Raw genomic sequence first — 20870 nt, 5'->3', positions numbered from 1 at the left:
CAAAACGCTTGCTGATGCTTCTTTTATCAACCTAAAATCGGCAGCAGTTGCACCAATATTATAAAATTTAACAGACAAAAAATTTTGGACGTTTGAATTTGTATTTTTGGACAAATTTGTATCATCAAATGAAAGCATTTTACGGGGATTTAAAGCTGGGGATTTTAGGCGGCGGACAGTTGGGGCGGATGCTGATCCAGCAGGCCATTAATTACAATGTAAATGTGAAAGTACTTGATCCTGACCGCAATGCGCCCTGCCGCAAGCTTTGCGACGAGTTTGTGGTGGGTGCTCTGAGCGATTATGATACAGTTTATAATTTTGGCAAACAGGTGGACCTGCTTACCATCGAAATTGAAAAAGTGAATGTAGATGCGCTTGCACAATTAGAAACCGAAGGCGTGCTGGTTTACCCGCAATCGCGCATTATCCGCCTTATCCAGGACAAAGGTTTGCAAAAACAGTTTTTTAAAGAAAATGATATTCCGACGGCCGCCTTCAAAATTATTTCTTCTGCAGAGGAACTGAAAGAGAGCCCGATCCCGTTTCCTTTCATCCAAAAACTGCGGAAAGACGGTTATGATGGCCGCGGCGTTTATAAAATGGTGGATGAATCTTCCCTTGCCGGTGCTTTTACAGAGCCGAGTTTGATTGAAGAATGGATTGATTTTGAAAAAGAAATAGCCGTGATTGTGGCTTGCAACGGTAAAGGCGAAATGAAAGCTTTTCCGCTGGTGGAAATGGAATTCAACCCAAAATCAAACCTGGTGGAATTCTTGATTTCGCCTTCCCTGCTCAGCTTTGACATTCAGCAAAAAGCACAGCAAATTGCCATGCAAATTGCAGAAAAACTGAATATTACAGGTTTGCTGGCGGTAGAAATGTTTTTGGACAAACAAGGCAATATTTTGGTGAACGAACTGGCACCCCGCCCGCACAACAGCGGCCATCAAACGATTGAAGGAAATGTGGTTTCGCAGTTTGAACAGCATTTGCGTGCCATTTTTAACCTGCCTTTGGGCGATACGGCCAATTTACACAACGCCATAATGGTTAATATTTTAGGCGAAGCAGACCACGAAGGACCAGCCATTTACGATTGCCTGGAAGACGTTTTGAAGCTGGAAGGCGTTTACGTGCACCTTTATGGCAAAGCATTGACCAAACCCATGCGCAAAATGGGTCATGTTACGGTGGTAGATGCCGACCGCGAAAAAGCGATTGAAAAAGCGAGGTTTGTACAGAATACTTTGAAAGTGGTAAGTTAGAGTACAAACGAACCGTTATATTTATATTTTCAAAAACCTATTAATGTTCAAGCCATGATTAAATCAAAATTCTTCTGGATTGGAGCTATTTTATTAGCAACTACGCCATTATTGTTGATAGATGTTACCAAACATGCCCTAAGTTGGAAAACTGAAGTACACGATGAAATGATTTATGCTGTTCAAAATACATACAATTTTACTGTACAACAAAAAGCAGATATTTTAGACAGAATATTAGAAAGTAACAAAACATTGATGGCTGCTATGTGTATCAAGAGTTTTATCAGTATAATATTCTTTGTTTTAAGCTTGTATTTTTTTAGGTTATTTGCAAAAACCGAAAAGACAAACTTTATGAAACCTTTAATTACATGTATTGCTTTAGTTGTTTGTTTTGTTTTAGTAAAAGTCCTTTTGCTTCCCAAGCTTTATCAAGATGAAAAAGTTAAATTCGTAGAGCTACAACATGATGAAGATAATCTCAATAATTTATATCATACCAATTTTAATGGCAAAGTAGTATATGTAGATTTTTGGGGTACAACTTGCGGGCCATGTTTAGAAGAGTTTAGAAACTTTACAAAACCTTTAAAGGATAAATATAAATTAAAAAATGATATTGCTTATTTATACGTATCGCAAGGAAATAGGTATTTATGGAAACAGCAAATTGAAAGGTATAATATCGAAGGCACCCATTTATTTTTAAATAATAATCAATATGATAAGCTTTATAAACAAAGCATACGTAATAATAAAGCTGTAGTTTTTATGCCTAGATATTTAATTATTGACAAACATGGTAAAATCGTTGAAACAAGAGCTCCTCAACCAAGTAATGTAGATTCGATTTCTACCATTTTAAATAAATACTTAGCAGCAAACTAAACTAAAAATTCTCATGAACCAACCTGTTAAAATCGGCATCATCATGGGCAGCAAATCCGATTTGCCGGTGATGCAGGATGCTGCCGATGTTTTAAAAGAACTGGGCGTTGCATTTGAACTTACCATTGTTTCGGCACACCGCACGCCGGAACGCATGTTCAGTTATGCCAAATCTGCTGCAGAACGTGGCCTGAAAGTGATTATTGCCGGTGCTGGCGGTGCGGCACATTTGCCCGGAATGGTGGCTTCGTTAACGCATTTGCCGGTTATTGGCGTGCCGATCAAATCCAGCAATTCTATTGATGGCTGGGATTCGGTGTTGTCTATTTTGCAGATGCCAAACGGGATTCCGGTGGCTACGGTTGCTTTAAACGCCGCTAAAAATGCCGGTATTTTAGCTGCCCAAATTTTAGCTGTTGGAGATGAAAGCTTGGTTCAAAACCTCATTCAATATAAAAATGAGCTGGCCAGAAAAGTAGAAGAATCTGCTGCGGAAATGAAGCAGGAAGGTTTTAATTGTGATTTTTAGGTGATAAAAAAAGCATGTTGTTTTAGCATTCCAAACCCGTTTCAGAACCTTCTTTCAATTATGAAATCTTTTTTTGGAAGACACTTAAAATTACCGCATAAAAGAAGCATCAACCTTAATTCAGTTGTGGGTCAGTAGGGAAATTGACGATATGTGCATACCGCTCGCCCAGGTTTGTAACCGCATCTTTCCACAAATTTTCTTCTTCATCATTAAAAATCAAATCAGGATTAAATTTATCGGATACAATCCAGCTGTTCAGTTCCAGTTCACGGTTCAGCTGCCCGGTGCCCCAGCCGGAGTAGCCCAAAAAAAACTTGATTTCATGATTGCCAATCAAATTGAGCTGGAACATAGTTTTAACGGCTTCAAAATCTCCGCCCCAAAAAATACCGTTGCCAACTTCCAATCCGCCTGAAATCTTATCCGGGCAACGGTGCAAAAAATGCAACCGTTCATTGTTGCACGGGCCGCCGGTAAATAGTTTGGCATCCGTTTCGGGGAAATCAATCACGCCATCGTTCACGTACAAACCGGAAGCGTGGTTCAGCACAAAACCAACTACTCCGTCGGTTGCATATTCGGTAATCAAAATCACAGAGCGTTTAAATTCCGGGTCTGACATAAAAGGTTCTGCAATAAGCAATCGGCCGGTTGCCGGTTTCATGGTATTTAACATCGTGTTTTCCTTTAGTTGTGCCACAAATTTGCAGATTTTTATAATATGCTTCTTTTATCGGCCTAAAAAAATTACGCAAAACTTTGAGAGCCTGTTTAAATTTTGTTCGATACATTTTCTATGCTTCTTTTATCACCCTAAAAATGGCAAACACTTGGTTTTCGATTGGTTAAAATTGATGCAGATACCAATTTTTATAGGGTAAAAGAAGCATAAGGTTTTTTCGAAAATAAATTTTAAACAGGCTCTGAAAAGTTGAGGTTGAATATATTTTTTGTGCCGGATCAAGCTTCAACCTTATCCCCAAAAAACACCGGTAAAAACAGTATTTGTTTATTTTTGCTGAAAATTTACGTTGGGTACAGGCGAGGGCTAAACTGCATTTTTGTAAGTTTGTGGCAGATGGAACAGGAAATTATAGAAAATTTGAGACGGGATTATCGCGCCGCCACATTATCTGAAGCGGACGTAAACGCCAGCCCGATCAGGCAGTTTGACAAATGGTTCAACGATGCCATAAACGCCAAATTGTACGAACCCAATGCCATGACTTTGGCCACGGCAACCACCGATGGCCGACCTTCGGCACGCATCGTTTTGCTGAAAGGTTTTAGCGAGGAAGGCTTTAAATTTTACACCAATTACTTGAGCCGGAAAGGAAAAGAACTGACCAAAAACCCTTTGGCCAGCCTGATTTTTTACTGGCCGGAAATGGAACGGCAAATTCGGATTGAAGGAACAATAGAGAAACTGAGCAAAGAATATTCGACCACTTATTTCCATTCCCGGCCGAAAGGCAGCCAGATTGGTGCGGTGGTATCGCCTCAAAGTCAGGAGATTAGCAGCCATCAGGAACTGGAAACCAGATGGCAGCAACTCGAAAATGAATACGAAAACAAAGAAGTGCCCAAGCCCGCGCATTGGGGCGGTTATATTTTAAAGCCGCGCTGGATTGAATTTTGGCAAGGCCGGTCCAGCCGTTTGCACGACCGGATTTTGTATAAAAAAGCAGATCAGCAGCACTGGAAAATCGTTCGTTTGGCACCATGATTTTTGAAGGACTCAAGCTTCTTTTATCGGCACAATTTGGCGAAGGTTTGATTTTGGGCGAGGAAACAAATGGTTTACAACCGGCCTTACTGATCAACCCAAAACAAATTGCCGAAGTATGCTTGTTTTTGCGCGATTGCCCCAAAACTTATTTCGATTTTCTGGCGTGTTTGACAGGCATTGATTATCATTCGGAAAACCGTTTTGGTGTGGTTTATCATTTGTCGTCGCACCCTTTTCAAACGCAGCTGACACTCAAAGTCAGCATCGAAAAACCGGCTGACCCGGAGCAGCTTCCCTCCTTCCCAACATTGGTAAACGTTTATCGCACAGCCGATTGGCACGAACGTGAAGCGTATGATTTGCTGGGGATCGATTTTGAAGGGCATCCGGATTTGCGCCGTATTTTGCTACCTGATGATTGGGAAGGTTTCCCGCTGCGGGCAGATTATAAAAGTGCCGAATACTACAAAGGCATCAAAATAGATTAAAGCTTCTTTTATGGCAACAAATTTAGCATGGTAAACGAAGCATTCAAAAAATATCAGCAGCGCATCCAAAACCTGAGTGCCGAAGAACTGGTGCTCAACATGGGGCCTCAGCATCCTTCTACGCACGGCGTTTTGCGGCTGGAGCTGATTACCGACGGCGAGATCGTGAACGAGGTGATCCCGCATTTGGGTTACCTGCACCGCTGCTTTGAAAAACATGCACAATCGATGTCGTACCAGCAAACCATTCCGTTTACCGATCGCCTTGATTATCTGGCCTCGATGAATAATAGCCACGCGTTTGTGATGGGCGTAGAACGGATGCTGGGCATTGACAAAGAAATACCGAAACGGGTGGAATACATCCGCGTTTTGGTGTGCGAATTGAACCGGATTGGCGCGCATTTGATTGCGCTGGGCACTTACGGCATCGATATTGGTGCTTTTACGCCGTTTTTGTGGTGTTTCCGCGATCGCGAGCACATTATGGGTTTGCTGGAATGGGCTTCGGGCGCGCGGATGTTGTACAATTATATTTGGGTTGGCGGTTTGTTTTATGATTTGCCGGTTGGTTTTGAAGAACGTTGCCAGGAATTTGTGGAATACTTCAAACCAAAAATGACGGAATTAAACGAACTGCTGACCAACAACCAGATTTTTATCAACAGAACAGCAAATGTTGGCGTTTTGCCTTTGGATGTCGCGATCAATTATGGCTGCTCCGGGCCGATGCTGCGTGGTTCCGGCCTGAAATGGGATTTGCGCCGTGTAGATGGATACTCGGCTTACCCTGAACTGGATTTTGAAATCCCGGTTGGCAAAGGCGAAATGGGAACTTTGGGCGATTGCTGGGACCGGTTTAAAGTGAGGATTGATGAAATTGGCGAATCTTTAAAAATGATCGAACAATGTATTGAACGCTTGCAAAAAGAACTGAAACGTACACTAGATTTTGATCCGCGAGGCAAGCTTCCCAGAAAAATCATCCCAAAAGCGCAAGATTATTATATGCGTGCCGAAAACCCGAAAGGCGAACTGGGTTTTTATTATCAGGCCGATGGCAAAACCGAAATCCCGAAACGTATTAAGGCGCGCGGGCCGAGTTTTAATAATTTATCCGTTTTGCCAGCGATTAGTAAAGGTGTGATGATCGCAGATTTGGTGGCGATTATCGGCTCAATCGATATTGTTTTGGGCGAGGTTGACCGTTAACAAAAAAAGCCCCTTAAAAGAAGCTTTCCAAATTTATACCGATAAAAGAAGCATTTTAATTATACACTTTCACCATAAAAACGTAGTTCTGCAATTTTTTAAATTGCTGTTCCCGGTTCAATTTTGATAGCGTATTTTTACTGTTGAGGTAGATTTTTTTACCGGAAGAATCTGCAGGAATAGCCTGTATAGCTTTCATCAGATAAGTGGATTTAGTAGCAAAAGCGGCACCATCAGCCTGTGTTTGTTTCCCTTTGATGATACCAATAATGTTACCATAACTATCCAGCAGAGGACTACCGCTATTGCCCTGGTTTACCGGAACGGCAACCTGATAAGCCAAAGAATCATTGTCAAAACCGGTAAACGAGCTTAAATAACCCTTGCCAATCACCACAGAATCTTTTGGATAACCCAGCGTGATCACATCTTCGCCTAAATCGGCTTTTGTTCTTTTGAAGGCATAAGGCAGTGCGCTCAGGTGTTTAAAAGTTGTATCCGTGATGTGCAGAACGGCCAAATCATAATCTTTATTAGTATAAATAGCCGTGGCTTTATAAGATTCGCCGTTAGAGTTTTGCACATAAACAGAATCAGCGCCTTCAATCACATGATAATTGGTAATAATATCGCCACTGGTGGTGAGGGCAAAACCTGTACCGCCGAAATTGCCCGGGTTCGGGTTTGTTTTGCGCACTGATTTGCCGGTAATATCACGGATCAATGCGTTTTGAGAGCGTTTTACCTTGTCCAGATCACGGCGCAGGGCATTGTAATGCGATTGCTGGTTTTGAAAATAACCGGTAAAAAACAGTGTCATCATTACCGTAAAAATTGCAATGGAAGCAGCCACAGAAATCTTAGAATGGTGGTTACGCCATAAAGTAATGATTTTGTTTTCGCGGATGCCCAATGCTTCTTTTACCGCATCAATATTGATCTCTTCGTGGATGGCGTTCAGCTTGGTTTCAAAATCCAGCCGCTGCTGCCAGTCGGCCATGGTTTTGATCAACTGCTGATGTTCTGCGATCCGGTTGTTCAGGCCCGGGTCGCTTTTCCGCAACAAATCAAACTCCATACTTTCCTGTTCAGAAAGCTGGTGTTTCAGGTATCTTTCAATCAAATCCGGCAATAGCGGCTCGTTCATTTCAATCAGTTTTATAGCTGAAAAAACAGCTTTTTTAAACGTTGCAGGCATTTATATTTTTGCGTTTTGGCATTTTCCGGATTGGTATAGCCAAACTTGTCACAAATCTCCTGCATAGATTTGTTCTGCATATAAAAATCACGGATGATGGTTTGGCAGGGTTCGCCAAGCATCAGCATTGATTCTTCCATTTTACTAAACTGCAGATCGCGCGTTTCGTGCATTTCCAGATCATTTTCTACCGGCAAAAAATCGTGCACATCTTTCAACTCTGTTATTTTATTGTTGGCGCGGCTCAGTTTTTTTAGCCAGATGCGCCTGCAGACCGAGTAGATATACGTTTTAAGCTTGCTGGTCAGTTCAAATTCACCGGTTTTAACTTTGTTGTACAAAACAATAACCCCTTCCTGAAAAACATCTTTTGCGTCCGCATCATTTCCATTGTTGTTCAAGATCATCTGGAGCACCATCGGAAAATGAGCTTTATAAATACGCTTTAAAGTATCAGGGGAATCATTTAAAATCCCTAAAATATCTTCGCTGTCTGTTGGTACAGAACCTTTTATTTTTAAACTCACTAATTAATACAGTTTGTACAAAAATGTAACCCATTTACCGAAAAAAAAATATTTTATTATTTATCGGGTTACCTTTTCAATTTTATGGTATTAAGCTGAAAATTCACCGCTCAAAAAAATATTAAAAACAAAATGAAAAATTCTTTCAAATTAGGCTTTTTAGCTTTGGCAATCACTATGTCTGTTGCTGCTTGCAACTCTAACAAAACTGCAACCACTGCTGATTCTACTTCTGTATCTTCTACTACAGACACTACATCTAAAATGATGGACACTACAAAAGCTGCAATGGATACAGCCGGTAAAGCTATGGGAACAACTGGTAGCGCAATGGGCACAGCCATGGATTCAACCAAAAAAATGTAATTAATCAAACCTTAAACAGGATTTTAGGCTGATAAACATCTAAAATCCTGTTTAACCTTTTATTTTCTAAGACCACAAACATGAAAAATATATTCAAATTAGGCTTTTTAGCTTTCGCAATTTCTTTGTCAGTTGCTGCCTGCAGTTCAGATAAAAAAGCAATGGGCACTTCAGATTCTACCAAGATTGATTCTGCGGCTTCTACCGGTACAACTACAACTGATACCACTGCTAAAATGGATTCTACTAAAAAAATGTAACCTGCCTGTGCAGGTTATTTTTAATACTTTGGGTTACCTTTTTTTGTAATCCGTATAAACATTAAACTATATCACAATTTAAAATAATTTATTATGAAAAAATCATTCAAATTTGGCTTTTTAGCTTTAGCAATCTCTTTATCTGTTGCTGCCTGCAACTCTAACAAAACTGCTGGTGAAGGTTCTGATACAACTAAAACCGCTAATGGCATGTCTGTAACCGATACTTCAAAAGTTGATACAATTGTTAAAGACAGTACTGTTAAAGACACAACTTTAAAAACAAAAACAACTACTACCGAAACTAAAAAAATGTAAGTTTTAATTTTCGACATAAAAAAGGCCATACAGAAATGTATGGCCTTTTTTGTTTTTAGCAGATTTAGGTTGATAAAAACAGTACGGCACCAAATTTATACCGATAAAAGAAGCATCCGTTTAATAAAAATTTTATGGAAATATCTGATTTTATACCGATAAAAGAAGCATTGCAGCATTATATTTAAACCCAACAAAGTTTGGCGTAATTTTTACTTTTGCAGCCTGATCTAAAATCTGCTGCCATGCCTTTGTCACCGCTTTCTGCCATTTCGCCTATTGATGGCCGGTATTACCAAATCACCAACCAATTAAGTCCGTATTTTTCGGAAGCGGCTTTAATCAAATTTCGGGTTTATGTTGAGGTAGAATACTTCATCCGCCTTTGTGAACTACCTTTGCCGCAGTTAAAAAACTTCGACCCAAATTATTTTTCGGCTTTAAGAAAAATTTATGCCGATTTTTCGGAGCAGGATGCACAAGCGGTCAAAGAGATCGAAAAAACCACCAACCACGATGTAAAAGCAGTAGAATATTTGCTGAAAGAACGTTTTGATAATTTGGGTTTAAGCGGATATAAAGAGTTCATCCACATTGGTTTAACCTCTCAGGACATCAACAATACGGCCGTTCCGCATTCATTTAAACTGGCTTTGAACGAGCAATACCGGCCGGCCATTATTTCCCTGATTGATCGGCTGAAACAGTTTGCAGATGATTGGAAAGCTGTGCCGATGCTGGCACGCACGCACGGTCAGCCTGCCTCGCCAACGCGTTTAGGCAAAGAAATCCTGGTTTTTGCAGAACGGCTGGACGAGCAAATGCAGCTTTTGGGCCAAATCCCTTTTGCCGCAAAATTTGGTGGTGCAACCGGAAATTTTAACGCACATCATGTGGCTTATCCAAACGAAAACTGGCGGGATTTCGGGAACAGTTTTGTAAACGATGTTTTGGGTTTAAGCCGATCGCAGTTTACCACGCAGATAGAACATTACGATCATTTTGCGGCACACTGCGATTGTTTAAAACGCATCAACACAATCCTGATCGATCTGAACCGCGACATCTGGACGTATATTTCCATCAACTACTTCAAACAAAAAATAAAAGCCGGCGAAGTTGGTTCTTCCGCCATGCCGCACAAAGTAAACCCGATCGATTTTGAAAATTCGGAAGGAAACCTGGGTTTGGCCAACGCTTTATTTGAACATTTATCGGCCAAACTGCCTGTTTCGCGTTTGCAGCGCGATTTAACCGATTCTACCGTGCTGCGCAACATTGGCGTTCCGTTTGCGCATACCATCATCGCCATCCAATCAACCTTAAAAGGCTTAAATAAATTAGTTTTAAACGAAGCGGCTATCCGCGCCGATCTGAAAGATAACTGGGTTGTGGTGGCCGAAGCGATCCAAACGGTTTTGCGGCGGGAAGCTTATCCAAACCCATACGAAGCTTTGAAAGAACTGACACGTGTGAGCGGGAAAGTTGATGCCGGTACGATTGCTGACTTTGTAAATCAGTTAAATATTTCTGCGGAACTGAAGGCAGAACTGGGCCAAATCACACCGTTTAATTACACCGGGATTTAGTTGGAAGGGATAAGTCAGCAAGTCGTAAAAAAGTACCGATAAAAGAAGCATTGAACACCAACTGACCGAAATTTTGTAGTTTTATAAAAAAGAGAAAATCATGAACATCAACGTATATACCGAAAGCACGCCAAACCCGGCCACAATGAAGTTTATTGTGAACAAGCTGTTGATCAACGGCAGCGTGGATTACCCGACCGTAGAAAGTGCCGAAAAATCTGCTTTTGCCAAAGAACTGTTCAAGTTTTCTTTCGTGAACGGTGTGTTTTTCGCCAGCAACTTCGTAACGATCACTAAAACAGAAGGTTCTGACTGGAACGATTTGGAGCCGATTTTGAAAGAATTTGTAAAAGGTGCGGTAGAATCTGAATTAACGGTTCAGGAAAAAGAGCAGGAAGTGGTGGCTTTTGAAGGTGACGATGCAGAAATCAAAATCCAGCAAATTTTGCACGATTACGTTCGCCCGGCCGTGGAACAGGATGGCGGCGCGATTACTTATAAATCATTTAACGAAGGTGTGGTAACGGTTGAACTGCGTGGTTCTTGCAGCGGCTGCCCATCTTCCACGATCACTTTAAAATCCGGTATAGAAAGTTTGCTGAAACGCATGGTGCCGGAAGTTACGGAAGTGGTTTCGGAGGCTTTGTAAGAAAAATTTTCAGCAAAATTATAGCTGTAAAAGAAGCATGCTGGCCTGTTCAGCATGCTTTTTTATTGGTAAATAATTTGGACTTGTTCAAACTCAATTTTTGGTTGGTAACTTGTACAGAAGTAGAACACACCCCTAACCCCTCTCGAGAGGGGAAGCACAGTTTGCTACTTGTATTGTTTAGAAAGTTCTGCGAGCGATTTCCCCTCTTGAGAGGGGTTAGGGGTGTGTCTTGTTATTAACAAATTGATGTTCATTTTTTTAAAGAAATAAATAACTTCGTTATACTGTGAATTAATCAGAAGTTTAGGTAAGCTTTACCAACAGGTTGTTTTTATATTTATATCCCAATTCAACCTGATTATGCTTGCTGTAAAATACCTTCTCATTATTTTGTTTGCACTGAACTTTACAAATACCGCTGCCCAAAATAACTTAATTGTTACTTCGCCTGATAAAAATATAAGTTTCAAATTGCATGTTGATCCGGCCGGATTGCATTATCAGGTTGTTTATAAAGGAACATTATTGGTTGATGATTCGCATTTAAACATCAGCTTTCAAAACGGAGGTGCGTTTACCCACAATTTAGAATTGGAGAAACACACGCTGCGGCATCTCGAAGAAGATTATGATCTGATTGTGGGCAAAACAAGTAAGGTACATAGCGCATGTAACCAGTTGCTGGTTCAGGTTTCAGAAAAAAACAACCTTAAACGCCAGCTTAGTTTAGAAATAAAAATTTTTAACGATGGTGCAGCTTTTCGCTACCAAATCCCTGACCAGCACCAATGGAAAAGCATAAATATTACGGAAGAGAACAATACGTTCAATTTGACACAAAACCCGGTTGTACTCACGCTTTTTCGCGAAAATTATACCACTTCCCACGAAGGGATTTACAACAAACTCAATTTAAGTGAAATTAAAGCAGACACGTTGATGGATTTGCCAGCGCTGTTTTCTTTTCCGAAAGGTGTTTTTATGGCGATAACAGAAGCTAACCTGCGGGATTATGGCGGCATGTATCTAACTAAGCATCAAGGAGTTTTGCAAAGCTGTATTTCTCCGCTGCCAAATCAAACGGAAATTAAAGTAAAGGCAAAACTCCCTCATGCAAGTCCGTGGCGGGTGATGATGATTAGTGACCGTTTAGGGGCTTTAATCGAATCAAACCTGCTGACAAACCTGTGCGGCCCATCTAAAATCAAGGATATTTCCTGGATAAAGCCCGGCAAAACTACTTTCCCTTGGTGGAATGGTAATGTTACACCGGACACTTCGTTTGCACCGGGCAACAATTATGAAACCAACATGTATTATGTAAATTTCTGTGCCAAAAACAGTATTGCCTATCACACCGTGGTAGAGTACGGTTTGCACGAATGGTACGTAAGCGACGGCGTAAATTTTCAGCCTGGGCCACATACAGATCCGTCAAAAGCTGTTCCGGGGCTGGATATGCAAAAACTGTGTGATTCTGCAAAAAAAGCAGGCGTGGGTATCAGGGTTTGGGTTCATTTTTATGCTTTATACCCTAAGCTGGAAGAAACATTTACGCAGTATGAAAAATGGGGGGTTAAAGGGCTGATGTGCGATTTTATGGATCGGGACGATCAGGAAATGGTGAATATGCAGGAAGAAATCTTACAAAGTGCGGCGCGGCATCATCTGCACATCCAGTTTCATGGTACTTACAAACCAACAGGTTTAAACCGCACTTATCCAAATGAGTTTACACGGGAAGCCACGCTAAATTATGAAAACGACAAATGGAACGACATCGTTACGCCCGACGCGGACATTAATATCCCGTTTACACGCGGGCTGGCCGGTTCCACGGATTACCATTTGGGCGGTTTTCGTGCGGCAAACCCCTCCACTTTTAAAGTACATTACACTGCGCCGATGGTTTTGGGCACGCGCTGCCACATGCTGGCCATGTATGTAGTGCTGGAAAATGAACAAGGCATGGTTTGCGATTTTCCAGATGCGTATATCGGGCAGCCCGGATTTGAGTTTATAAAAGAAGTACCTCTTAGCTGGGACGAAACCAAAGCTGTCAGCACAAAATTAAGCGAATGGGTAACGATCGCCAGGCGCAAAGACAGCGATTGGTATCTCGGGACGATCAACAGTAATGATGCAAGAAATTTGACTACGCCATTATCTTTTTTACCAAAAGGAAACTATACTGCAGAAATTTACAGCGATGCGCCGGATGCCAATATCAACCCAAACCATTTAACAAAAGTGACACAGCAGGTAACCAGCCAAACTATTTTGAACACTGCTTTGGCTGCTGGCGGCGGCCAGGTTGTACATTTGTATAAAAGTGGTTGGTAAAAGCTATTTGTTGTAAAGCAATTTTTAAGATTTGTAAAAATCGCTGTTTTATAAATTTTATAAGGTAAAAGAAGTATGGTGCTTCTTTTACCTTATGTTTTTTAACGGGTATTTATTTGGTAGAACTTTTATCATTCCAAAGTCTGAGTTTTATCTTTATTTCTTTCTTAGAGTCTGTTTAAATTTATGTCAAAAAAATCACTATGCTTCTTTTATGCCCATAAATCTTGCTTTTCAATTTTAGGCCGATAAAAGAAGCATGGTGATTTCCGTTTTTTATACGATAAAAGAAGCATGAAAAATAGACTGGATAAATTTAAACATGCTCTTAAAATTGCTTCAATACGATAGTTAAGCGATATGCTACGGGAACCTTCAAAACAAATGACAAAATAAGAATGGAAGATAAAAAATGGTTGACTTATTGGAAGAAAAGCCTGTCCGACTCCCTAAAGTCAGACATAGATATTGAGAAACTTCAACATTTTGAAATTGAAAACTTCAGGATGGAAAGTCAAGTGATTTCTGAACTTGAAAAAGTCAACAAACTTATAGACTTTGAAGAAAGTCGTATAAACAAAAAGAAAGGAATACCGAACAAAGAAAGTGAAAATTGGATTCCGTTAAACGAAATTCAAATTACAATTTCCCCAATAAAAATCAAACCAACTGCAGAAAATTTAATCTTTTTGAAAGATAAAAAACCAAAGTTTCCCTTCTGGTTTTTTGCACAAATTGACAGAAAGGGGAAACTACAAATCCCTGAAGAAACTTTCCCGGTTTTTCAAAGAAAATATTTAGAACCTCTGGCTGATGAAAGAACAGAGTTTATTTTTGGTTCAGTAGAAAATATAGATAAGGCGACTGCAATTGGAAAAGAACATTATGAAAATTATTTAGGGTATGTAAAGTATCTGAAAGATGTATTTAAAAAAGCTATAAATCAAGAACTTACAAGCTATTCAAATCAAGGATATGAAACTGTTAATAATGCGATAATATTATTACCTAATGAAGATATAACTGCGGCAATTGGGATAATTCATCTTTATGAAAAGATATTGAAAGAAAAAACTATCCCAGAACTTTTAAAGTCATTTATTACTTTAAAAAACGAAAATCAAAAAAATCCATTAGGTGTACCTAATTTAATAAGTTCAAATTCATTGCATTTAGGGCAAATGGGATTTTATTTTCCTATTTCAATTTCACAAAGGAAAAGCCTGTACACCTACTTACAATCAAATGAAAAAATCTTTACAGTAAATGGCCCTCCCGGCACAGGAAAAACCACTTTATTACAAAGTATTGTTGCAAACAAATTTGTTGAAAGTGCACTAAATGGAAACAATGCACCAATAATACTTGCGTGTTCAACAAATAATCAAGCTGTAACTAATATAATCGATAGTTTCTCTAAGTCAAATACTAAAACAGGAAAATTGCAAGGACGGTGGTTGCCCGATATTGAAGGTTTTGCAACTTATTTAGCTTCAATATCGACAAACAAAGAACAAAAAATTAAAGAATGGAAAAATAATAAATGGAATTTCAGAGATAAAGATAATACTGTAGGAATTTTTAAAGACATTGAGAATTATGATTTTTTACGAAATGCAAAACTATTTTTCACAGAAAAAAGTGAAGCCTATTTTGGAACACAGAATATAAACATAAAAGAAGCTACAAGAAAGTTGCAAAATGGAATTGTTCAAATTCAATCAATTTTAAAAAATGCTACCGTAAATTGGATCGAATATATAGAAGCAGAAAAAATATTTATAACAGCGTATTTATCACTAAATTCAAAAACCAAAAATTATTATGGCAGCAACATTTTAAAGGAAGATTCATTTAAATCTGATATTCAAAACTTAAATAATATTGAAGAAAAAATCATTTATTATTTTAATAATGAGCCATTCTTTAGGAAGCTGCTTTGTTTTTTCGGTTTGAAATCTTCCCTAAACTATAGAGCATCTGAAATTAAAATAGTTTTAAGAGATTCTCTAATTAAAGTTTCAAGTGATTTCAATTTTGAAAAAAATAATATCCTTGAAAAAGTTGATACTAAAATTAAAACAGCAAAAACAATAATTGAGAAAATTATTAATTGGAAAAATTGGAAAACCCAAAATTCAATAAGGGGGAATCCGCCAAAAACAGAAAAAGAATATTGGGATTTTGAGTTATTGAAAATTAAAAATAATTCAGAACCCAACTGTTTTTACGACGAATTGGATGTTACATTCAGGCATAAGGCTTTTCAATTAGCATTACATTATTGGGAAGGAGAATATTTAATAAAACTTGAAAATGATTTATCAGATGTAAATTTTGACAAAAAAGGTTTAGATGCAACAAAAAATAGATGGCAAAGGCAGGCAATGATAACTCCTTGCTTTGTTAGCACTTTTTACATGGCTCCGAAATTTTTCAGTTTTTTTAAATTTTTAAAGAAAGGTGAAGATGGAAAAAATATTTTTGATAATCCTCCTCTTTTTGACTTCATAGATTTGTTAATTGTAGATGAAGCAGGACAAGTTTCACCAGAGGTTGGTATAGCAACTTTTGCACTTGCAAAACAAGCAGTTATTGTTGGTGACGTTAAACAAATTGAGCCTGTTTGGAATGTGTCATATAAAATCGACATTGGCAATTTAAAGAAATGTGAACTGATTAACAGCTATGAGGATTTGATTTATGAAAAAGAATTTGACCCAAAAGGTTTTCTTTCTTCATCAGGCAGCATAATGAAAATGGCTCAAAATGCTTGCAACTTTAAAGAAAAAGAAAATGTAGAAAAAGGAGTCACATTAGTCGAACATAGAAGATGTTATGATGAAATTATTAACTATTGTAACGTTTTGGCATATAATGGACAGCTCATTTCACTTAAAGGTAAGGCAAAAAATGATTTGCTTTTTCCACCTATGTATTGTATTCATATTGATGGAAACTCAACAACTTCAAACGCAAGTCGACACAATCAAGATGAAGTAAAAGGAATTGTAAATTGGCTTTTAATAAACAGAAAAAGAATTGAAGATAAATATGGTAAACTCGAAAATGCAATTGGAATAATAACTCCTTTTGTTGGACAAAAAAATAGTTTAAGATATGCTTTAAAGAATGCAGGTTTTGAAACTGATATTTTAAAATTAGGTACAGTTCATGCCTTACAAGGAGCAGAAAAACCAATTATTATATTTTCGATGGTTTATGGCAAAGGAGATTCAAGCACAATGTTTTTTGACAGGGACAATAAACCAAATATGCTAAATGTTGCAGTTTCAAGGGCAAAAGACAATTTTATAGTTTTCGCAAACACGGGGATTTTAGATAAAAAAGCAAAAACACCATCAGGAATATTATCGAATCATTTGATATACGAAAGAGAAAGTACAATTGCCTAACAAGGATTTGTCAATATCGGGGTAGAAGTGCTAAATAAAACGCTTGGAATTTTATTGAGTTTAGGCGCTGAATTGAACATTTGGATTTGGGTCTTCTCACCTCCGCAAAATCCAAAATGTTAGTTGAAATTAAAATGAATCTTTTAATCCAATAAAAGAAAACAGATAGCTAAACAAGAATATTACTTTTGAAATATATCTGTTTTTGACAGACAAAATTGCAACTATTTTTTAGTGAAGGAATTTTTTAATATTAATTACTCTCTCTAAAATGGACGAAAGAAATTGTATGGTAAAAGAAGCATCAGTTCTTTACAGCGGTTACCGAGTTCCAGTTTTACCTCGTCCAAATAGTTATTGAGCGTTTTGATCTGTTCACGATTTACTTTTAGATGCCAATGTTGGCCTCCCGGTCATTCAGGTCGATGCTCTACTTGAGTCCGATCAGGTATTTACTGAGGTTGACAGCTACATAGAGCGGCACTTTAACATCTTTGGTTAAATAGACAATACGAAGTGGATTCTAAACGATTGTGCAGTTTTATAAAAAACAGTTTCAAATTTAATCTTCTGTTAAGTCATCTTGGACTTGCAACAAATAAGTGGACAATGAGTTAAGCTGCGATAATTTGTTTGTTTAGTTGTTTTTCAAAATCCTGCGGGGACATGTAACCAAGGGCAGAATGTAACCGTTTACGGTTGTACCAGATTTCGATGTATTCAAACACGATTAGTGTTGCCTGCTGCTTGGTTTCAAAATTATTTTGATAAACACATTCAGTTTTCAGGGTTTTAAAGAAGCTTTCTGCCACTGCGTTGTCCCAGCAGTTTCCTTTTCTGCTCATACTTCTGGTAATTAAGGCATTCTTTCCCAACAAATCCCTGAATTCGTTACAGGCATACTGCACGCCACGGTCAGAATGAAAAAGTAGGTCATTCGTGATGGGCCTGTTCTTTTGTGCCATTTTAAAAGTCGGAATCACTGTTTCTGTTGCCTTCATACCAGAACTCAATGCCCAGCCGATTACTTTACGGTCACCCAGATCAATTACGGTAGTCAGATACAGCCAGCCTTGCCCCGTTTTGATGTAAGTAATGTCCGATACCCAAACCGTACCGGTCGTGCCGGGCTTGAAATTCCGCTCCAACATGTTTTCCGGTATAGTATACTGGTGTTCAGAATCCGTAGTGGCCTTAAACTTTTTCTTAATAAGGCTCCTGATGTTTTCTTTTTTCATCAGCCGGGCCACCTTTTGCCTGGATAATATAATATTGCGTTGACCAAGTGCGCGGGATATTCTTGGGCCTCCATATGTTCGTTTGCTCTAGTGTCATGTCATAAATATTTTGACGGTTAAATATAGTTTTTTTGTAGTTTTACAAAAAACTATGGCAAAGTACAAGGTTACATTAACCCAAAAGGAAAGAGAAGAACTGCTGTCCATTACTAAAGGCGGGACCTATACATCCAAAAAAGTAATCCATGCATTGATATTGCTTAATTGTGACGAGGGAGGGTTTTCTGATAAGATAAAAAATGACGATATAGTCAAAGTTCTTAAAATCGGCGAGAGGACAATAGACCGGTTGAAAAAGAAATTTGTAGAAGAAGGCTATGCTGCTGCACTGGAAAACAGGCCTACCACCAGGGTATATGGTCGCAAGGCAGATGGTGATGTTGAAGCACATCTGGTGGCATTAAGTTGTAGCAAAGCACCGGAAGGTTTTTCAAGGTGGTCATTAAGGTTACTTGCCGATAAGATGGTAGAACTACAATATGTTGATGGGATTTCTTATGAAACAGTGCGAAGGGTTCTAAAAAAAACGAATTACGTCCCTGGAAAGTAAAAGAATGGATTATACCACCACTGCAGAACAGTGATTTTGTTGCCCAAATGGAGCGGGTCTTAGATAGCTATAAACGGCCATACGATGAGGCCTTACCAATAATATGCATGGATGAATCACCCAAACAACTGATCAAAGAAACCCGGCTGCCGATACAGATGAAGCCCGGCCAGGAAGCGAAGGGGGATTTTGAATACGAACGGTGCGGGGTAGCCAATATATTTTTGGCATCAGAACCATTAAGAGGCAAAAGATATGTAGAGGTGACAGAGCGGAAAACAAAAAAAGATTGGGCTAAGTTTATCAAACAAATAGCCGACGACTGGCATAAGGATGCACCCAAAATAACGCTTGTAATGGATAATTTGAGCACTCATAAACCATCAGCATTATATGAGGTGAGCCAAAGGAAGCAAAACGAATATGGGACAGGTTTGAGTTTGTCTATACGCCCAAACATGGCAGTTGGTTAAACATGGCGGAAATAGAATTGAACGTATTAATAGGGCAATGTCTAAACCGCCAAATTTAATAACATCGAAACGATGAAAAAGGAAGTGAAAGCATGGCAAACACATCGGAATAATAAGGAGGCTAAAATAAAATGGCAGTTTACCTGTGACGATGCAAGGATGAAATTATTGAAACTTTATCCGTCAATTAATGAGTGACTTGACACTAGTCTTAATAAGAAGTTTTTTTACTGTTTTTAAGCAGATTCTAAGCGTTTAATTAAGTGACAGAACCCTGTTTCTAACTAATAAACACGCACCTACGATCCCGGCATCTACACCTAATTTTGACATTTTTAACTGTGTATCGTTGATCACCAGGCTTAAAGAGTATTTATTCAACGCACTTTTGATCGGCAGCCGGATATATTCTTCGGTTGTCGATAGTCGGCCTCCAAGTATCAATAGTTCAGGGTTAAAAACATTAATTAAAGAAGCAATCCCCCTGCCCAGTTTTTCGCCAATTCGGGCAATCAGTTCAATCGCTAAAACATCATCGTTAATGGCCGCCTCAATAATATCATCTAAAATAATATCTTCTAATTTTTTTTTGATTACGGTTGACGATCCTTTTGCCAGTTCCTCTTTAAATATCCTTACCAATGCCCGTCCGGAAGCTTCAGTTTCCAGGCAGCCTTTTTTTCCGCAATGGCAGATAATTTCATTGTTAAAAAAAGGCATGTGGCCAACCTCTCCTGCATAACCGGATTTGCCGTAGTAAAGCTGGCTGTTGATCATGATGCCCATGCCCAAACCATAATCTATATTAAGGAACAGTACGTTTTTCTCATCCTTGATAACGCCCGAGCAAAATTCGCCGTACGCCATTGCCCTTGAATCGTTTTCTAAAAAAACCCGGATCCCGATATGGTTTTCTATAATCTTGCTCAAGGGTTCTTCATCAAAGTGAAAAAAACTGTAACTGTATCCGGTGGCATAATTTATTCGTCCGGATAAGTTGACACCGATCCCCAAAATCTTGTCTTTTGTGCAGGGAAGTTCTTTTATACAATCATTGATCAACGCACAAAGTGCTTCTAACGATCCTTTATCGTTTGTTAAAGTATAAGGAATTTTATAGGAAACATACACCAGTTTTTTTTGAAAATCTGACAAGCCAATATTGATATAAGTTTGTTTTACATCAACACCTAAAAAAAAACCGGAATCTGACACCAATCCGTATAGATTGGGTTTTCTTCCGCTAGAAGAATCTACCTTGCCGAAGTCTTGCACCAAACCATCACTGATCAGATCGTTAAGCAAGGTGTTGATTTTAGGCGCACTTAAATAAAGTTCTTTACAAAGTTCAGCAATAGTTGCACTGCCTGAATTGGCCAGGTAAGATAAAATAAACTTCTTCAGATTTACATTTTTATAGGCAACACCGCTTGTATTATCTGTATTTAATTCCTCAAAAAAAGTTTTTCGCATTAAATTTTATATTTTTTAAAGTTAAACAGCCAGTTTTTAGAAGCTTAATACTTATCTGAAAAATGACAATAAAACATACTTAACAAACTCCATGCCTTCTAAAACCAGACTAATTAACTTTCATAACCAATATAAAACTTACTTTAATTAACAGTAAGTTTAAATTTTATTCCGATAGCAATCACCATGCTTCTTTTATGCACATAAATCTTGTTTTCTAAATTTATGCTGATAAAAGAGGCATGGGATTTTCTTCATTTTTAGGTGATAAAAGAAGCACAGAAAAT

Annotated in this window: 17 protein-coding genes and 2 pseudogenes; 14 read left to right on the top strand and 5 right to left on the bottom strand. The window is 38.6% G+C overall.

Annotated features, from left to right (window positions below; translation table 11 throughout):
- The first annotated feature begins 128 nt into the window (after positions 1-128).
- The 3 genes from ACOFKR_RS08055 to purE are packed head-to-tail and all read left to right on the top strand — an operon-like array spanning position 129 to position 2688.
- On the top strand, positions 129-1268 hold the full coding sequence (locus ACOFKR_RS08055; RefSeq protein ID WP_419803508.1) for a 5-(carboxyamino)imidazole ribonucleotide synthase: 1140 nt from the start codon (positions 129-131) through the stop codon (positions 1266-1268).
- Positions 1269-1322: 54 nt separating this feature from the next.
- Positions 1323-2159: a TlpA family protein disulfide reductase gene (locus ACOFKR_RS08050; protein ID WP_419803507.1), complete on the top strand. Its 837-nt coding sequence runs from the start codon at positions 1323-1325 to the stop codon at positions 2157-2159.
- A gap of 13 nt (positions 2160-2172) precedes the next feature.
- Positions 2173-2688 carry a 5-(carboxyamino)imidazole ribonucleotide mutase gene (gene purE, locus ACOFKR_RS08045; protein ID WP_419803506.1) on the top strand — a complete coding sequence of 172 codons (516 nt, stop codon included), beginning with the start codon at positions 2173-2175 and terminating at the stop codon, positions 2686-2688.
- A 115-nt stretch (positions 2689-2803) separates the two neighbouring features.
- On the opposite strand, the gene ACOFKR_RS08040 is transcribed toward purE, so the two are convergent.
- Positions 2804-3391 carry a YqgE/AlgH family protein gene (locus ACOFKR_RS08040; protein ID WP_419803505.1) on the bottom strand — a complete coding sequence of 196 codons (588 nt, stop codon included), beginning with the start codon at positions 3389-3391 and terminating at the stop codon, positions 2804-2806.
- Between the two features lie 378 nt (positions 3392-3769).
- Between ACOFKR_RS08040 and pdxH the strand changes: the two genes are divergently transcribed.
- The 3 genes from pdxH to ACOFKR_RS08025 are packed head-to-tail and all read left to right on the top strand — an operon-like array spanning position 3770 to position 6120.
- Positions 3770-4417 (top strand): pyridoxamine 5'-phosphate oxidase, encoded by a 648-nt coding sequence (pdxH, locus tag ACOFKR_RS08035; RefSeq protein ID WP_419803504.1) that lies wholly within the window; start codon positions 3770-3772, stop codon positions 4415-4417.
- A complete protein-coding gene (locus ACOFKR_RS08030; protein WP_419803503.1) occupies positions 4414-4908 on the top strand; it encodes an NADH-quinone oxidoreductase subunit C in 495 nt (164 codons plus the stop codon). Before pdxH ends, ACOFKR_RS08030 begins: the two co-directional genes overlap by 4 nt.
- A gap of 27 nt (positions 4909-4935) precedes the next feature.
- Complete coding sequence (locus tag ACOFKR_RS08025) at positions 4936-6120, top strand: NADH-quinone oxidoreductase subunit D (RefSeq protein ID WP_419803502.1); 1185 nt, start codon at positions 4936-4938, stop codon at positions 6118-6120.
- Positions 6121-6175: 55 nt separating this feature from the next.
- Here ACOFKR_RS08025 and ACOFKR_RS08020 read toward each other — a convergent pair whose 3' ends face one another.
- Positions 6176-7267, bottom strand: a complete 1092-nt coding sequence (locus ACOFKR_RS08020) for a S1C family serine protease (RefSeq protein ID WP_419803501.1) — start codon at positions 7265-7267, stop codon at positions 6176-6178.
- Positions 7268-7278: 11 nt separating this feature from the next.
- A complete protein-coding gene (locus ACOFKR_RS08015) occupies positions 7279-7845 on the bottom strand; it encodes an RNA polymerase sigma factor (protein WP_419803500.1) in 567 nt (188 codons plus the stop codon).
- Positions 7846-7977: 132 nt separating this feature from the next.
- Between ACOFKR_RS08015 and ACOFKR_RS08010 the strand changes: the two genes are divergently transcribed.
- From ACOFKR_RS08010 to ACOFKR_RS07980, 7 genes are all read left to right on the top strand, one after another.
- A complete protein-coding gene (locus ACOFKR_RS08010) occupies positions 7978-8211 on the top strand; it encodes a hypothetical protein (RefSeq protein ID WP_419803499.1) in 234 nt (77 codons plus the stop codon).
- An 80-nt stretch (positions 8212-8291) separates the two neighbouring features.
- Positions 8292-8471, top strand: coding sequence for a hypothetical protein (locus ACOFKR_RS08005; RefSeq protein WP_419803498.1), 180 nt, complete (start codon positions 8292-8294; stop codon positions 8469-8471).
- Between the two features lie 93 nt (positions 8472-8564).
- Positions 8565-8789: a hypothetical protein gene (locus ACOFKR_RS08000; protein WP_419803497.1), complete on the top strand. Its 225-nt coding sequence runs from the start codon at positions 8565-8567 to the stop codon at positions 8787-8789.
- Positions 8790-9034: 245 nt separating this feature from the next.
- Positions 9035-10378 (top strand): adenylosuccinate lyase, encoded by a 1344-nt coding sequence (gene purB, locus ACOFKR_RS07995; RefSeq protein ID WP_419803496.1) that lies wholly within the window; start codon positions 9035-9037, stop codon positions 10376-10378.
- Positions 10379-10478: 100 nt separating this feature from the next.
- Entirely contained in the window at positions 10479-11027 is a 549-nt protein-coding gene (locus ACOFKR_RS07990) for a NifU family protein (RefSeq protein WP_419803495.1), read from the top strand.
- A gap of 363 nt (positions 11028-11390) precedes the next feature.
- A complete protein-coding gene (locus ACOFKR_RS07985; RefSeq protein WP_419803494.1) occupies positions 11391-13373 on the top strand; it encodes a glycoside hydrolase family 97 protein in 1983 nt (660 codons plus the stop codon).
- Between the two features lie 398 nt (positions 13374-13771).
- Positions 13772-16789, top strand: coding sequence for a DEAD/DEAH box helicase (locus ACOFKR_RS07980; protein WP_419803493.1), 3018 nt, complete (start codon positions 13772-13774; stop codon positions 16787-16789).
- Between the two features lie 614 nt (positions 16790-17403).
- Here ACOFKR_RS07980 and ACOFKR_RS07975 read toward each other — a convergent pair.
- Positions 17404-18102 (bottom strand): annotated as a pseudogene (locus tag ACOFKR_RS07975) (IS3 family transposase); the annotation flags it as partial.
- A 76-nt stretch (positions 18103-18178) separates the two neighbouring features.
- Between ACOFKR_RS07975 and ACOFKR_RS07970 the strand changes: the two are divergent.
- A pseudogene (locus ACOFKR_RS07970) lies at positions 18179-19308 on the top strand (IS630 family transposase).
- A gap of 57 nt (positions 19309-19365) precedes the next feature.
- On the opposite strand, the gene ACOFKR_RS07965 reads toward ACOFKR_RS07970, so the two are convergent.
- The gene (locus ACOFKR_RS07965; protein WP_419803492.1) at positions 19366-20583 is read right to left on the bottom strand and encodes an ROK family transcriptional regulator; all 1218 of its coding nucleotides are present in this window, start codon (positions 20581-20583) and stop codon (positions 19366-19368) included.
- Positions 20584-20870 lie beyond the last annotated feature (287 nt).

Source organism: Mucilaginibacter sp. (assembly GCF_965201005.1).
GTDB lineage: Bacteria > Bacteroidota > Bacteroidia > Sphingobacteriales > Sphingobacteriaceae > Mucilaginibacter_A.
The sequence above is the reverse complement of the archived record's forward strand: the minus strand, read 5'-3'. Positions and strand labels throughout refer to the sequence as shown.